A 17,315-nucleotide genomic window follows, 5' to 3' on the forward strand; every position below is an offset into this window, starting at 1 on the left:
AAACGCGAAACCGAGCGTGCCGAACTGGACAGATGTGGCGACCAGTGCGCCGAGCAGTTTCCTGAAATGAGGTTTGGTCATTTCTGCCTCCGTTGAACTCGCGCTAAATCTACCGAATTGATAGAAATTAGATGCATTCAATGTTGCGTTTTTTACCCCTCTGGAGAAAATGTTCGACGATCTTTCGCTGTACGGAGAAATGTTTTCCTCCTCAGCCTCCGAAACGAATCCATGCCGGCCACCAGCCTATTTAGAAATGAGCAGCGCCGAGGCAAGGCCGTGAGGAATTTGGTCCGGCGCCTCAATCGGTGGTGATGGGAAAGTCGAAACGCTCCTTGGCGAACGGTTCACTTGCCACCGTGAAGTGCCACCATTCGCGTGCATAGTTCTTGAAGCCGCCGGCGCGCATGGCATCGACAAGCATCTTGCGGTTTGCCGCCGCTTCACTGGCGAGGCCGCGTTGGGCGGTTTCGCTCATCGGGTCAAAGCAGTCGAAGCCGGTGCCGAAATCGAGCGTGTCGGCATCAACGGCGCCGCAGGCTGGGTTCGGGCTGGACCTGCCGTCCGTTCGAGCGATGGCGACGTCGACGGTCGAGCCACGTGAATGGGCCGATAGTTCTCCGACATAGCCCTTGGCGATCAGATCGCTGCGCTTGACCCGGGGATACCATTGCGGATCGGCTGGCCCGTCCTGTTTCGTCCAGCCGCCTATGTCGACGACGGCGCGGGCAGGGCGGTAGCAATCGAACACCACCAGGGTCAGGCCTCTGGCGGCGATCGTCTTCTGGACGGCGGACAGTGCCTTTGCGGCCTGCTGGGTGAGGATGCAGGCCGGCGCGTCATAGCCTTTCACCTTGCGGTGCAGAAAATTGTCCGATCCGGCGTAGCGGATATCCTGGCGGATCGAGGGGTCGACATCGGCGAGCCGGACAAAGCCGGCGGGCAGGGCGTCGGCATGTGCCGGCGGAACGAAGACTGGGAGCATCAGCGTGCAAAAGCCAATGCGCTGAATCGCCTGGCGCATTCTATTCAACGGACACTTTCACTCGACGAACACCTTGACGCTGGCCGCGCGTCCCGCGGCGTCGATGACGGTCAGTGTCGAATAGCCGGCGCCGTCAGGTTGCCAGGTCGCGGTGCGGCGACGGTCGATGCCGGTCAGCGGCTTGCCGTTGGCTAGCCAGCGGAACGGCGCGCGACCGCCTTGCAGCTTCAGCACCAGCGGCGAGGCGTCGGCTGAATTGGTGCCGAGATCGACGCGGGCACCGTCGGGCGGGAAGATGATGGTCGGCGCGGGTTCGGTCACTGTCGCCTGCACCAGGCCGTCCGATCCGGCGCCGAAGCGGGCGAGCGTCACCGGCAGGTCCTCGCGCCTGGGGCTGAACACGCCGGGCGGCTTGCTCGGCAATGGGACGGTGGCCAGGCCCGAGCGGACAAAACCCTCGAAGAGGATGGGAGCGGCCGAGACATAGCCAGACAGGCCGGGCACCGCGCCGGCATCGGGGCGGCCGACCCAGACACCCAGCACATAGCGGCCGTCGAAGCCGACCGACCACGCGTCGCGGTAGCCGTAGGAGGTGCCGGTCTTGTAGGCGATGCCGCGCTGCAAGGCACCCTCGGGCGGCTTGACGCCCGACAATATGTCGATGATCTGCCAGTTGGCCTGACCGTCGAGGATGGTGGCGGTGGTGCGCTCTGAATTGGCAGGCTCCGTGCCGTCATGCAGCGTGTGCGTCTTGCCGCCATTGGCGAGCCCTGTGTACAGCTGGACGAGGTCGCGTAGTGTCACCCCGACGCCGCCAAGGCCGATGGCCAGGCCCGGCGCTTCGTTGACCGGCAGTATGGGATTTACCCCGGCTTGGCGGAAGCGCGCCATCAGCCGCGTTGGCCCGACCGCGTCGAGCACGCGGGTCGCCGGCACGTTGAGCGACAGTTGCAGCGCTTGCCGGATGCTGACATCACCCTGATAGCCCATGTCGAAATTCTTCGGCCTATAGCCGGAGAAATCGACGGGGCTGTCGTCGATCAGCGTCTCCTGCGCCACCAGGCCCTGTTCGAAGGCAAGACCGTAGATGAACGGCTTGAGCGTCGAGCCGGGCGAGCGGACGATCTTGGTCATGTCGATCCAGCCGGAGCGGCTGGCGTCGAAGAAATTGGCCGAGCCGACTTCACCAAGGATGTCGCCGGTGCGGGAGTCGGCCAGCACCATGGCGACCGACAGGCGGGGCCCAAGCTTGGTAGCCGCGTCCCTCGCCACCTGTTCCAGCCCTTCCTGGACGCTCTTGCGGATCGTCAGCTGCAAGGGCTGGCCGGGGACGGCCTTGGGCAGCATCGCATAGGCGGCGTGCGCGGCGAGCGCCGGCAGCGTGCGGCGCAGGCCCGCCACATCATCGAGGGCGGCACGTGCGGCCTCGCGCTCGCCGAGCACGCCGGAGGACACCATGCGGGTCAACACCCGGTCGCGGGCGGCGTGGGCGATCTTCAGATTGCGGTCGGGCCGGCGCCTTTCCGGCAGTTGCGGCAGGGCGACGAGCAGGGCGGATTCGGAAACGGTAAGCCGCTTCGGCTCCTTGCCGAAATAGGCGAGCGAGGCGGCGCGCACGCCTTCCAGGTTGCCGCCATAGGGCGCCAGCGTCAGATAGCGTTCGAGGATCTCGCGCTTGGACAGCCGCCGCTCGATCTGGATGGCGCGCAGCATCTGCTTGATCTTGGAGCCGAGGCTACGGCTTTCGCGCGGCTCGATCAGCCGGGCGAGCTGCATCGACAGGGTCGAGCCACCGGAGACGATGTGGCCGCTGGCGGCGAACTGACCGGCGGCGCGCGCCAGCGCCAGCACGTCGACACCTTCATGGTCCCAGAAACGCTTGTCCTCATAGGTGACCAGCATGTCGACGAATTGCCTGTCGACCTCGTCGAGTCGGGTCTCGAGCCGCCAGTAGCCGTCCGGCGTGGCGAAGGCGCGCAACAGCTGGCCGTCGCGGTCCTGGACTTCGGTCGAGACCGTGAGTTCGGTCGGCAGCGGAGGCGGGAAGGCGCGGTCGAGTTCCCAGATGCTGGCTGCGGAGAGGACCGCAAGGCCGGCGACGGTCGCTGTGGCGATGGCTGTGCGTAGGAAGAATTTCCTGGAGAGCATAGCGCCGCCCCTCATTCGCCTGCCGGCACGACGGCCCTTCGGGTTTTCGTCGTTCGAAAAGGCAAGCAATTGGCTTTTCGTAAGCTGCGCGGACCACGCCTCACCTCCCCGTATAGTGACGGGGAGGTGGGAGCTTTCACAAGCGCAATCGCCATTTTCATGATCGTCACCATCAGCGCCTTTGCGGCGCCTTGATCTCCATCATGCCGGTGGCTGTGCGGGCCGAATATTGCGGCCGGTACATGTCCTCCACCGTTGCCGCCGGGTGCGCATAGGTGCCCGGCGTCACCGCGCGCACGACATAGGCGAGGGTCAAATTGTGGTCGTGGTCGCCGTCGGCCGGGTTGAACGCCGCGACGAAACGGTCGTCGCGGAATTCGAGATGAGCCGCATCGGTCTGCGCCAGCCACGAGAAGTTCGTCAACTGGGCGCTGGAGACCAGGCCGGGATTGTCGATCTCGAAGCCAGCCGGCAACAGGTCGGTGACCAGCAGGCGCGACGGCCATGTGTTCTGCTCGTTGACCTTGAGCACGACGACATAGCGTTCGTTCTGCGTCGCCTCGGTGACGTTGGCCTCGGTGCCATCGAGCTTGTAGTAGGTGCGGCTGATGGTGAAGCCGTCGCCGCCGGCCGGCAGGGGCTGGACCGGCGACGCCACCGTGGTGACGACGGCCTGCAGCGGGGTCTTGCCGGTGTTGGCGATGGTCAGCGGGCTGTCAACCAGGTCACTGCCGTCGACCTGGTTGGAATAGCCGCCGGAATGCGCCGCGCCATTGACAGTCAGCGTGATCGTATCATTGCCTTCCTTCAGCGCGCGGGCCGCCAGCAGCATCCAGGATTCGTCCTGGGTGCTGGTCCAGCGGGCTTCGGCGCGTTCCCTGGTCACCAGCTTGACCAGCTCCGGCACGATCGCCGGCGCCGGCTTCGATTCCGCCGCCAGCGCCAGCATCGCCGCGCCGTCGCGCAGCCGCGAGCCGTAGTCGGAGCGGTAGTAGTCGTAGTCGGTGGTCGACTTGGCGAGCTGCAGGGCGGTCTTGAAGGTCGATTCCGCACGTGGCGTATCGCCGTAGAGCGCCAGGCTCGCCGCCAACTGGGCAACGGCCATCGGGCTCGAGAAAGCTTCGAGCTGGGTATCGGCGTAGTAGCGCAGATCGCCGATCGAGGCCTTCTTGTTGCGGGCCAGCACGTAGAGTGCGTAGGCGATCTCGCTGCCACGGTCCTGTACGCTCTGGTCGTAGCCGAGCGAGTTCTGCAGGTTGCTCAACGCCTGGTTCATCGCCAGGCTCGGAACGTCGTATTTCTGCTCGCGCGCCCTGGTCAGGAAGTCGGTGACATAGGCATCGAGCCACAGATCGCCGGAGCCCGGACCCCACAGGCCGAAGCTGCCGGCCGAGGCCTGGTAGCTCAAAACCTTGTAGATGGCGTCCTGGATGCGGCCATGGATGTCGGGATCGCTGGCCATGCCGATGCCGGATGCCAATTCATTGACGTAGAGAAGCGGCATGGCGCGGCTGGTGGTCTGCTCGGCGCAACCATAGGGGTAGCGGTCGAGCGTCATCAACAGCGACGGCACGTCGAAGGCGGCGGCCTGTGAAACGCCGACGCTGACGGAAGCGCCATCGAGCAGGCTGGCCGCCAGCAGTTCCCTGTCGACACGCAGCGCGCCGCCATCGCCCTTGAGGTCGACCACCAGGCGGGTGGTGACCGGCAATTGCGCCGGACGCACCGGGACATAGAGCGTCTGCTCGACCTTGGTGCCGTCGGCATGGGCGAGCTTGATGGTAAGCGAGGCATTGCCGGCCGTCTGTGCGATCAGCGGCACGGTCAGCGTCTGCCGCTTGCCCTGGGCGAGCGTCAGCGTCTGGGGCAGAGGCTTGTCGCCCGTCGACAGGTCGCCCGTCGTTTCGATCGACAGCGCATAGTCGCCGGCAGGGCCATCGGTATCGGCGACATCAAGGCGCATGACGGCGGCGTCACCAGGCGCCAGGAAGCGCGGCAGGCCGGCGGCGATCACGACGGGGTCGCGCACGATCACGTCGGTCTGGGCGTGGCCGACCGCTTCCTTGGTCCAGGCGACGGCCATGACGCGCACGGTGCCGTTGAACTGTGGGATGTCGAAGTCGATCCGCGCCTTGCCGTCGGCATCGAGCCCGACGGGACCGGAGAAGAAGGCGACCAGCTTTTCGGTCGGCGGGCTGCCTTGCGCCTGCATGTTGGCGCCGTCGCCGCCGGTCCTGAGCTTGCCGGTGTTGCCAAGCGAGCCGTCGATCAGGCGACCGTAGATGTCGCGGATTTCCATGCCCATCATGCGCTGGCCGAAGAACCAGTTCTCCGGATCCGGTGCCTTGTAGTTGGTCAGGTTGAGGATGCCGACATCGACGGCGGCAACCATGACATAGGCATTGCTGCCCGGCTGCACGCCGGCGACGGAAACCGGGATCGACAGCTGCTGGCGCGGCATGGTCTTGTCCGGCGGCGTCAAGGTGACGGCGAGCTTCTTCGAGCCTGGATCGACCTTCAGCCATTTCACGCCGATGGCGCGTGTCGGCATACGTGTTTCCTGCGCATCGCCCGGTCGGAACAGGGTTGCGGTGACATAAGCGCCGGCGCCCCAGTCGTCGCCGACCGGAATGTCGACGGTGCTGCCGCCGGCCGGCACTGACGCCGTGACGGTCTTCAACAGCTTGTCGGAGCCGATGTTGATGAGAAGTTCGCCGGCAAAGTGCGGCGAGACTTTCAGCTTGGCCACTTCGCCGGCGGCATAGGTGTCCTTGTCGAGGGCGATTTCGAGGCCGTCAGGCGTTTCGGTGGTGGTCGAGGAGACATACCAACCGGCATCGAACTCGTAGCTGGTCGCCGGTCCCTCGGGATCCGATGTCTCGACCTCGAGCCGATACTGGCCCCAGTCGACCGGCACGGAGACCGTCGCGTCGCCGTCGGCGCTGAGGTCGACCTGGCCGTTGGCGATCGACTTGGTGAAGGTGACCGGTTCGTAGTTCCAGGAATTGTTGGAACGGTACCACTGGTAATTGCGTTCGACCTTGACCAGCGTCCACTGCGCGCCTTTCAGCGCCTCGCGCTTGCCGTCGGGGTCGACGGCGATCAGGCTGAACCTGGCCGTGCCGCCCTGCGGCACTTCATTGTCGGCGAAATCTGGACGGATGCCGATCATATGGCCTTGCGGGCGGATGCCGATGTTGAGCGAACGCTCGATGGCGCGGCCACCGGTTTCGCGCATCCTGACCGTCACCTTGGCGTCGACCAACTTGGTGGTCGAGGGCAGTTGCTCGACGGAGACCGGGAAGGTCACCTTGCCGTCATCGCCGACCACCGGCAGATCGGCGAGGGGGGTGACGGTGGGTTCGGCCGACTGCTCGTCGGCGAGGCCAAAGGAAAAGCCCTGGAAACGGTCCCAGTCGCGCGATGTCGACAGCGTCAACTCGCCTTCCAGCGCCAGGCCTGCTGCCGGCGCCCCATAGAGGAAGCGGCCGTCAATGGTGATGTTCGCGGTTTCCCCCTGGGCTATTTCCTGGTTGTCGGCCTTCATGTCGAATTCGATGCGATCCGGCACAAAATCCTCGACCAGGAACATCTGGCTGGCCACCGCCGGCTGCTTGGGATCGGTGTAGATCGACACCGACCAGGTGCCGCGCATGGCGTTGGGTTCGAGCGGCAGGTCGACGGCATGGCCGCCGGCCGATGCGCCGGCGCTGACGATGCGGCGATCCTCGACGCCGTCGGGGCGCGAGAAGATGAAGGTCAGCGGCAGGTTTTCGACCGCCTTGGCGGCGCCGTCGCGGGCAAGCGCCGCGACATGGACATCCTCGCCGGCGCGGTAGATACCGCGTTCGGTCCAGGCATAGACGTCCAGCGCACCGGGCGCTGCGCGGCCGGTGACGCCGCGGTCGGACAGGTCGAAGCCGGCCCGGCCCATGTCGAGGAAGACGAAGTCATTGTCGCCCTGCTTAGCCATCAGCACAGCCGGCACCATGCCGCCGTCGCCGCGCGTCAGGCCGGGGTTGAAGACGGCGTGGCCGTCGGCATCCGATGTCGCCGTGCCGAGAACCTCATTGTTCCGGGCAACCAGGGTCAGTTCGGCGCCTGCTATCGGCTTGGCGCTGCCCAGCGAACGGGCAAAGACATTGAGCCCGTCCTGGCCGGTATAGGTCGACAGGCCGATGTCGGAGACGACGAACCACTGCGTGGCCATCGAATTGTAGTCGTCGCTCTTGTCATTGACGGCCTGGGCGGTCAGCACATAGACGCCTGGCTTGCGCTGCGGCAGCGCCTCGTCGACCGGGAAGGAAGTGGTGACCTCCTTGTTGAGATCATTGGCAATGTCGAGCTGGCCTTGCCAGACCGGCTCGCCCATCTGCTCGGAAATGTTGGAGATGTCATAGCCGTCGAGCTGATGCAGGAACTGGTAGCCTGAAAGAAGCTGGGCCAGCGAGCGGTCGCCGATGCGATAGAGCTTCACTTCGGCGGCGTTCATGTTGACGGTGACGACCGGAATGCCGCGGCGCGCGCCGGCCGGCAGCACGAAGCTGTCGCCGGTGAAGCGGGCGGACGGTGCGCGGTCCTGGACATAGATCGACAGCACCACGGGAGCTGCGGTCACCTCGCCGATGGCCGCCGGCAAGCCGGCGCGGAAAGTGACATCATAATGCTGGCCGTGCTCCAGACCTTCGACACAGATCTGCTTGTCCTTGGCCTCGACGCCCTTGGGCGGCGCGTTGTTGACGGTGACGAATTGCGCGTAGTCGACGCCGGTCTTGACCAGATCCTCGGAGAATTGCGCGCAGATGCGCGGCGCGCTGGTGTCCGCATCGACGGTGTGGTCGATGACGCGGAAACCCTTGCGCGCCTTGAGATCGGCATAATCGGCCTGGACCGTGGGCGAAGGGACCAGGGCAAGGCTGGCCTCATAGGCCTGCAAGGCCGGCCGGTAGAGATCGCGCTTGTCGAGGCCGTTGCCGAGCAGCGCCAGCACGTCGGCGCGCGTCTTGGTGGTGCGCAGCAGCTTGTAGGCGTTGAAAGCAGCCGAGGTGCCGTTTGCCGGCAAAGTGGATGCATCGGAGGTGTTGGCGCCCGGTTGCACGGCCAGAGTTTCACGCGCCAGGTTGAGCCAGAGCTGGCCATCGTCGGGCAGCACCGAGACCGCGGCTTCGTATTTCAACATGGCGGAGCGGTGGTCGCCGGTCAGCACAGCCTGCTCGGCGGCGTTCATCAAGGCCGCCATGCCCTCTGTCGGCTTGTCATAGGCCGGGCCGAGCAGCTTTTTGCGGTATTGCTGGGCCTGATCGGCCATCCAGTTGGGGAAGAAGGCGAGTTCCGGCGGCGCGCCGATATCAGGATCGCCATCGATGTTGACGACCTTGCCGGCGACCGCACCATTGAAGGTTTTCAGCTGGTTGTAGTCGGATTTGAGGAAGCACCATTTGGCTTTTTTATTGTAAGTGAAGGCGCGGCAGGCCGGGTCTCCCAGGCATGTCGTCTTGCATTGGTCGAGGGTCACATTCTGGTCGGACCTGAGATCAAAGCCGAAATAATCGGAATTGTCCGTCGTCGCGATTCGCCGAGCCTCGGCGGCCTGCGCGACACCGCTCCAGGCCAAGACATTGGCCCAGGCAAAAAACAGAAGAATCAGGATCGACAGACCACGAGCCGCGCGCATTGCCATAACACCCTCCAGACAGTGCTAACGTCCAGGCATGATCAAGCTTCAGTCAAGCTTGTCAACGCAGGGACGCGGCAGGGTTCCGCCTGCCAACGGTTTCCTTTCCGGCCAGTGGCCGGTAGTACCTCCATAGGACAGGGGATCACGCTTTCTTGCGGCGACGCAAAAGGTGTGAATTCCAAGCCCACCCTATTTCAGACAATTGGATTGTGGCCCCTTTACGAGCGCTTCAGAACTTCATTCCAATTTTAGTTTTATAACCTAGGTTGTCTTAATGCCGGCGCATGAAGAGCAGATGTCAGGAGGACGCGCGCCAGGGCGTGCACTTCCGCGCGCCCTGCTTTTGGCCATGATGTGCTCGACCGCGCTGGTCGCCGAATCGCGGCCGGCGGCGGCTTTCGAGCTTTTCGGCATCAAGCTGTGGGGATCGTCCAACGACGAGGATGCCGACATTGTCGATCCTATGCGCTATGCCGTCACCATCAATGCCCCCGACGCCGATAGGGATCTGGTCAAGAAGCTGGAAAACGCCTCGACCCTGAAAAATGACGAGGGCCGTCCCGTTTCCGGCTCGCTCGGACTGATGGCCAAGGCACGCAGCGATCGCGAGCAGCTGGTCGCCGCGCTCTATGCCGATGCCCGCTACGAAGGCGTCGTCACCGTCACCATAGACGGCAAGCCGCTCGACGATTTGCCGCCCGATGCCGAATTCAAGGGTCCGCAGCCAGTACCGGTGGTCATCGATATCGCCAGCGGACCGAAATTCACGTTGGGCAATATCAGGCTGCAAGGCGACGCGGCGGGGCTGATGAGCGCCGATTATGGCCTGATATCAGGCGGTGACGCCGGATCCGGCGCCGTGCTCAAGGCCGAGGCACTGATCGTACGGACGCTGAAGGAGCAAGGCAGGCCGCTGGCCAAGGTGACGGACCGCCAGATCGTCGCCGACCATGCCACCTCGACGCTCGACGTGACGCTGACGGTTGCCGCCGGGCCGGTCGCCGGCTACGGCCCGACCACGGTGGAAGGCACCGAGAAGGTCGATCGCGACTTCACCGAATACATGACCGGCCTCAAGCGCGGCCGGCAGTACTCGCCGCAAGAGATCAGCGACGCGCGCGACCGGCTGCTGGCGCTCGAGGTCTTCAACAGCGTGACGTTCAAGGAAGCCGACTCGCTCGATGCCGATGGCAACATTCCGATCGGCGTCCAGGTCAGCGAGCGCAAGCCGCACTATTTTGGCGTCGGCGGCACCTTTTCCAACACCGAGGGGCTGGGCCTGGAAGGCTATTGGGGCCACCGTAACCTGTTTGGACGAGCCGAGAAGCTGCGCATCGAAGGCGCCATCAGCGGCATCGGCAGCAATGACCTCAGCGAGCTCAACTACAATGCAGGCATCATGTTCGAAAAACCTGGTGTGATCGGGCCGGCATCGAAATTCTTCGCCAGGGTCAAGACCGTGCTCGAACATCCTGATGCCTATGACCATTTCTCGGTCAAGGGCAGCACCGGCCTGTCCTACGAACTGACCAAGAAGCAGACGGTTTCCGCCGAGGTGGCGCTCGACTATTCCCGCATCCACGACGCTTTCGGCAAGCACAAATACCTGATCGCCAGCGTTCCGCTGCAATATGTCTATGACAACAGGGACAACCGGCTGAACCCGACCAGCGGCTTCCGGATGCTGGCCTATGCCGAGCCCAGCTATGAGATTCTGAGCGGTGCCGCCTTCCTCAAGCTGAAGGGCGAGGGTTCGGCCTATCAGTCGTTGGATTCAGCCTCGAAGTTCGTGCTGGCCGAACGTGTCGCTGTCGGTTCGATCGTCGGCACCAGCCTCGAACACGTGCCGGCTGACCGGCGCTTCTATTCCGGCGGCGGCGGTTCGGTGCGCGGCTATGCCTATCAGGGGATCGGCCCCAAGGACTTCACCGGCCAGCCGATCGGCGGTCTGTCCTTCTTCGAAACCTCGGTCGAGATGCGCATCGCCATCACCGACACGATCGGCATCGTGCCGTTCGTCGATGCCGGCACGGTGTCGACCAAGTCGGTTCCAGATTTCTCCGACGTCAAGGTCGGCGCCGGTGTCGGTCTGCGCTATGTTACGCCGTTCGGGCCGCTTCGCATCGACGCGGCCGTGCCGCTCAACCGCGATCCGGGCGACCCGCATTTCGGCATCTATGCCGGCATCGGGCAGGCATTTTGACGATGAAGACGGTCTGGCGCATTCTCCGCATCGTCCTTTACACGCTGCTGATCGTGGTCGCGGGAGCGATCGGCGCGCTGGTGGTGCTGACCAAGACCGAGCGCGGACGCGACAATCTCGCCGGCATTATTTCGCGCCTGGCTTCGAGCGACGACCGCAAGATTACGGTCAGCGGCATAGATGGCATCTGGTCCGGGGCGCTCAGCGTCGACCATGTCGTGCTGGAGGATCGCGAGGGTGCCTGGCTGGTGGCACGCAAGGTGGCCGTCGACTGGTCGCCGCTGGCGCTGCTGTCGAAAAACTTCAGCGCCGACCGCATCGCAGCCGAGCGCATCGAATTGGCGCGGTTGCCGGTGGCCAGCACGCAGCCAGCGCAGAGCAGCGGCACGACGACGCTGCCGGTTTCGCTCGATATCAAGCAAATCGACCTGCCCGAGATTGCGCTGGGGCAAGACCTTGCCGGCAGCGGCATCGCCGAACTCGCCGCCAAGGGCATGCTCAAGGCCGACGCCGCGCCCCTGGCGGTCGAGACGACGCTCAACGTCACCCGCCATGACGGCAAGCAAGGCAAAGTCGACGCCAAGATCCACTTTGCGCCGGCGGACAACAGGCTCGACCTCGACCTCAAGGCCTCGGAGCCGGCAGGCGGGATCATCGCCAATCTGCTCAAGCTGCCCGATGCGCCGCCGGTCGACATAATCGTCTCGGGGACGGGGCCGCTCGCCAATTGGAACGGCATCGGCACGTTCGCGGTCGACGGCAAGATCGTCACCCAGCTGACGGGCCGCCACCAGCTGACCGACAAAGGCAATCACGTCGAAGCCAAGGGCGACGGCGACTTCGCCCGCTTCCTGCCGGAGAATTTGAAACCGCTTTTTGCCGGCAAGACCAGTTTCGATGTCGCGGGCACCGCGACATCAGCCGGTGGCGTCAGTGTCGACCGCGCCAATATCGAGAGCGATGCGGTGCACGGCACCGCGACCGGCATCGTCGATCCTGCCGGCGCCAGCGATCTCTCGGTCGAACTCGCCGCCAAGGGCCCGCCTGTGGTGATCAGCGTCGGCAGCAAGGCGCAGCCGATCACGCTGGCGATCAGCAATGCCACCGCCCGCGCCTTCGGCGACGGCAAGGCGCCGATCATCGACATCGGCGCCTCCTTCGTTTCGATCGTCGCCGGCGGCACGCGGCTGGACGATCTGGCAGCGCAGATCCATTCCGACGGTTTCGACATCCAGAACCGCGCCGGGCCGGTCAGCGTCAAGCTGGCAGCGGGTGGTCTCAAGACCGACGTGGCGACACTGGCGCCGCTGATCACCGGCAAGGTCGATGTCGATCTGGCCGGGTCGATCAGCAAGGACGCCATTGCCATCGACCAGGGCACATTGCGTTCCGACGCCCTCAACGCTTCGCTGACAGCCACGGTAGGACTTGCCGACCTGTCGATGCAGCTCAAGATGAACGCGGATGCCGTGGCGACGGCCTTTCCGCCGCAGATCGCCTCGGTGCTCGGCGCCCGGGTGAAATTCTCAGCCAGCGCGACGCGCGATCCGCAGGGGTCCTTCGCCGCGAATTCGATCGAGTTCACGTCCGGCACGCTCAGCGCCGCCGGCACGGCCAGCATGCAAGGCACCGACATCCAGGCGGACATCAAGGGCAAACTGGGTGATGTTTCGGTGCTGTCGCCGATGGTCGGCGTGCCGGTTGCTGGCGGTATCGATTTCGCGCTGTCGGCCAGCGGCGCCATGACGGCGCCGGATTTCACGGTCTCCGCCGACAGCGACAGCCTGACCGCCTCGGGCCGTACGGTGAAGAGCATCAAGCTGACGGCGAGCGGCAAGGCCGACATTGCCAGCCCCGCAGCCGATGTCTCCCTGACCGGTTCCGTCAACGACCAGCCGCTCGACATCAAGGCGGCGCTGGTGACGAGCGAAGGCAAGCGTTCGATCAACGGATTCCTGGTCTCGCTGGGCGACAACAAGGTCTCGGGCGATCTCGCGCTGGACGACAAGTACATGCCGCTGGGCACGCTGACGCTCGACGCGCCCGCTATCGACCAGCTGGCCGCACTGGCCGGCCAGGCGGTGACGGGCGACATCGACGGCACCATCCGCTTTGCCAAGGAGGGCGACGCGCCTTCCGTCGCCATCGACGCGAAGAGCACGTCGATCGCGCGCGGTGACGTGACGGCCAAGGCCATCACCGTCAATGCGCTGATCGCGAACTATCTCAAGGCGCCGGCGATCGCGGGTTCAATCAAGGCCGACAGCATCACCTCCGGTACCACCGAAATCGACGACATCGGCGTCGACCTGAAGCGCGACGGCGACTGGACCAATTTCACCGGCGGCGCCACCATAGCTGGCATTCCGGCAACGGCTGCCGGCCGGGTGAAGATCGCCGACGGCACGACCAGCGTCGAGATCGACTCGGGCGAAGCGACTGTTCGCGGCATCAAGGCGGCAATCGCTGAAGCCTCGACGCTAAGCATCGCCAACGGCATTGCCAGCATCGAGCGACTGGCGCTCGATATCGGCGGCGGTTCGGTGACCTTGTCCGGTACCGCCGGCCAGACACTCGACCTCGCGGCGCAATTTTCGGCACTGCCGGCGGCGCTCGCCAATGATTTCTCGCCCGGTCTCGATGCGGTGGGCACGCTTGGCGGCACGGCGCAGGTGACCGGATCGCCAGCGGCTCCAGACGTCCGCTTCAATGCGCAGCTGGCTGGCGTCGAAACCAGCCAGACCCGCCAGGCGGGGCTCGGGGCGCTCGCTGTCGACGCGGCAGGCAGCTACACCATGGCCGGCGGTGTTGTGCTCGATCAAGTGACGCTGACCGGAGACAAGATTTCCGGCAAGGCGACCGGCACCCTCAACCCGAACGGTGCCAGCGATTTCGCTCTCGACATCAATTCGACCGGTCCAAGCCTACCGCTGACTCTGGGCAGCGTGGAAAGCCCGATCAAGCTCGAGTTGCAGGCCCTTTCGATGAAGGCGGCGGGGCAGGGCACGCAGCCCCGGCTCGACATTTCCGCGTCGCTGCCTTCGGTCGCTACCAAGCTGGCCAGGGTCGAAGGTGTCGCGGTCGCCCTGCATTCCGATGCATTTGACCTGAAGGCCCGCACAGGACCGATCTCCGGCACGGTGTCGGCGGAAAAGATCGGCCTCGACAATCCGACCATCGCGCCGCTGATCGCCGGCAAGGTCACGGCCAAGGTCGCCGGCAACCTGGCCACGGAGGCCATCACCATCGACAGCGGCTCGGTGACGAGCGACGTGCTGAACAGTGGCTTCACTGGTCGGGTATCGCTGGCCGACGGCGCCATCGACCTCAATTTGAAAGCCGATGCAGCCTCGGCGGCGCTGCCGGCTGCGGTGCGCGGGGTGTTTGCAGAACGCGCGCAACTGAGCGCTGCGCTGAAGCGCGATGCGTCGGGCAATGTCAATGTCGATGGATTGAAGCTGGCCTCCGGCGCACTGACCGCCGAAGGGCAGGCGAGCCTTGCCGACAACAAGATCACCGCCGACATCAAGGGTGCGCTGAGCGACATCTCGCTGCTGTCGAAGGATGCCAAGGGCGCCATTGCCTTTGCGTTGAACGCACAGGGGCCGGCCACGGCGCCGGATCTGTCGCTGACGGTGGACAGCGACCGGCTGCTGGTGGCATCGCGCGAGATCACCGGGCTGAAGCTGACCGCCACCGGCAAGGCCGATGCCGCCAACCCGGCGGCGAATGTGCGACTGACCGGCAATGTCGCCGGCCAGGCGCTGCAAGGCAGTGCGGTGCTGGCGACGGCGGACGGCAAGAGCGCCATCAACGGCCTGCTGCTGTCGCTGGGCAAGAACAGGATTTCCGGTGATCTGGCGCTGGACGAGAAGTTCGTGCCGGTCGGCACCATCGCGCTCGACCTGCCCGATATCGGCCCGCTGGCGGCGCTTGCACTGGAAAAGGCCGAAGGCGACGTGCGCGGCACGATCGCCTTCTCGAAGAACGGCACCGCGCCGCAGGTCGCGATTAAGGCGACGACAGCGTCGATTACGCGGGGCGACCTGCAGGCGAAAGCTGTCTCAATCGATGCGCTGGTCGCCAACTATCTGGCAGTACCCGTGATCTCCGGAAAGATCCGCGCCAACACCGTCACGTCGGGTGGCACCGTGATCAGCGGCATCGATGTCGATCTGAAGCGTGACGGTGACTGGACCGGCTTCTCCGGCGGCGCAACCGTCAAGGGCATTCCGGTAAAGGCCACTGGCCGCGTGAAAGTGGCCAATGGCACGACGACCATCGAGCTTGCGTCCGGCCAGGCGACCGTACAGGGCATCAAGGCGGCGATCGCCCAGGCGTCGACCGTCAGCATCGCCAACGGCACGACGACGCTGGACCGGCTGGTGATCAACCTTGGCGGCGGCACGGCGACGGTGACCGGCAAGGTCGGCACGGCGCTCGACATCAACGCGACGCTGGCGCGGGTGCCGATGTCGCTCGCCAACAGTTTCTCGCCGGGCCTCGACGCCGCCGGCTCGATTTCGGGCACGGTCAAGGTGACGGGTGCGCCAGCGAGCCCTGCGGTTGCCTTCAACATCGACGCGACCGGCGTGCAGACGTCACAGACACGAGGTGCTGGTGTCGGTGCGGTCAGTGTTTCCTCGTCGGGCACCTTCGCCGCCAGCAAGCTGACCTTCAATGCCAATCTCAGCGATGGAGCCGGCCTCGGGCTCAAGGGCGGCGGCACCGTGACGACGTCAGGCACGCCGGCGCTGGTGCTCGATTTCAATGGTGCCGTGCCCTTCGGCCTGCTCAGCCAGAAGCTCGCAGCGCAAGGCCTGTCGCTGTCTGGAACCGCCAATGTCAACGTGCAGGTGCGCGGTCCAGCGACATCGCCTGTCATCGGCGGCAGCGTCAACACTTCCGGTGCGCGCCTGGTCGATGCGCGCTCGGGCCTCGCGGTCAACGATCTCGCCGCCGATGTCTCGATCGCCGGCGGCGTCGCCAGGATCAACCGGCTGACGGGAACGCTGTCGACGCGCGGCAGCCTGTCGGCCAGCGGCACGGTTGGCATCAACCCGGCGCAGGGTTTCCCGGCCGACCTATCGATCAAGCTGGTCGACGGCCGCTATACGGACGGCCGTGTGGTGACCGCCAATCTCGGCGGCGACCTGACGATCAAGGGACCGCTGACATCCGCACCTGTCATTGCCGGAACCGTCAACCTCGCCAAGACAGTGATCACGGTTCCGGACAAGCTGCCGGGCTCGCTGGCGGCGCTCGATGTCAAGCACAAGAACGCGCCGGGTGCGGTCAGGGCGCAGGACAAGGCGCTGCGGCCGCCGACGACCAGCGGCAAGGGCGGCGGAACGGGCCTCGCGCTCGATGTCACGGTCAACGCGCCGAACCAGATCTTCATCCAGGGCAGGGGTGTCGATGCCGAATTCGGCGGCTCGCTCAAGCTGACCGGCCCGGCCTCATCGCCGCAAGCGGTCGGCACCTTCACCCTGCAGCGCGGACGGCTGTCGATCCTCGGCAAGCGGCTGACCTTCACCGAAGGCACGGTCGGCTTCTCCGGCTCGCTGGTGCCCTATCTCAACCTGACGGCGACGACGACGACGACCAGCGCCACCGTCACCATCGTGGTGTCGGGCGAGGCGACCAATCCGAAATTCACCTTCTCCTCGGTGCCGGCGCTGCCCGAGGACGAGGTGCTGGCGCAATTGATCTTCGGCCGCTCGATGTCGAATCTGTCGCCGCTGCAGATCGCCCAGCTTGCCGAAGCGGCCGGACAACTGGCCGGTGTCGGCGGCTCGACGTCGCTGCTTGAAAACCTGCGCAGCGCCATCGGCGTCGACGATCTGGATGTCACCACGGACGACAAGGGCGGCACGGCGGTTTCGGCCGGCAAGTACCTCAACGACCGCACCTATGTGACGATCCAGAAGGGTGACAAGCCGGGTTCTGGCAAGGCGACGATCGACCTCAATGTCGGGCGCGGCGTCAAGCTGCGCGGCGAGGCCAACGACGCGGGCGAAGCCAAGGGTGGCATCTTTTACGAGAAGGAATACTGATACTTAAGCGGGACTTTTGGCCCCATGCTGGCTCGATGCTGGCGCTGTCGGGGGCCCAGTAAATGTCTCAGTTTAATCGACTATCCAGATTCCAAAGGAATCCGACGAGCAGTAGCAATTTTGCGCCAAGACTGTCGTTATCACGCGAACCGCTCCGTTTTCAAAGTTGCACATTCGCTAACATGTTCTCAATCCACGCCGTCTTTGACATCATGGCCTGGATGCGGAATGTTACAAGGCGGAAAG

Annotated in this window: 5 protein-coding genes; 2 read left to right on the forward strand and 3 right to left on the reverse strand. The window is 64.9% G+C overall.

Annotation, left to right across the window (positions count from 1 at the left end):
* Positions 1-301 precede the first annotated feature (301 nt).
* From ASD99_RS04215 to ASD99_RS04225, 3 genes are all read right to left on the reverse strand, one after another.
* On the reverse strand, positions 302-985 hold the full coding sequence (locus ASD99_RS04215; protein ID WP_056583073.1) for a M15 family metallopeptidase: 684 nt from the start codon (positions 983-985) through the stop codon (positions 302-304).
* Between the two features lie 57 nt (positions 986-1,042).
* On the reverse strand, positions 1,043-3,133 hold the full coding sequence (gene pbpC, locus ASD99_RS04220) for a penicillin-binding protein 1C (RefSeq protein ID WP_156388927.1): 2,091 nt from the start codon (positions 3,131-3,133) through the stop codon (positions 1,043-1,045).
* A 172-nt stretch (positions 3,134-3,305) separates the two neighbouring features.
* Positions 3,306-8,813: an alpha-2-macroglobulin family protein gene (locus ASD99_RS04225; RefSeq protein WP_057142834.1), complete on the reverse strand. Its 5,508-nt coding sequence runs from the start codon at positions 8,811-8,813 to the stop codon at positions 3,306-3,308.
* Positions 8,814-9,084: 271 nt separating this feature from the next.
* Between ASD99_RS04225 and ASD99_RS04230 the strand changes: the two genes are divergently transcribed.
* Entirely contained in the window at positions 9,085-11,013 is a 1,929-nt protein-coding gene (locus ASD99_RS04230) for an autotransporter assembly complex protein TamA (protein WP_057142835.1), read from the forward strand.
* A 2-nt stretch (positions 11,014-11,015) separates the two neighbouring features.
* Entirely contained in the window at positions 11,016-17,069 is a 6,054-nt protein-coding gene (locus tag ASD99_RS04235; protein ID WP_057142836.1) for a translocation/assembly module TamB domain-containing protein, read from the forward strand.
* The last annotated feature ends 246 nt before the right edge of the window (positions 17,070-17,315 follow it).

Source organism: Mesorhizobium sp. Root695, assembly GCF_001428185.1.
Classification (GTDB): Bacteria; Pseudomonadota; Alphaproteobacteria; order Rhizobiales; family Rhizobiaceae; genus Mesorhizobium.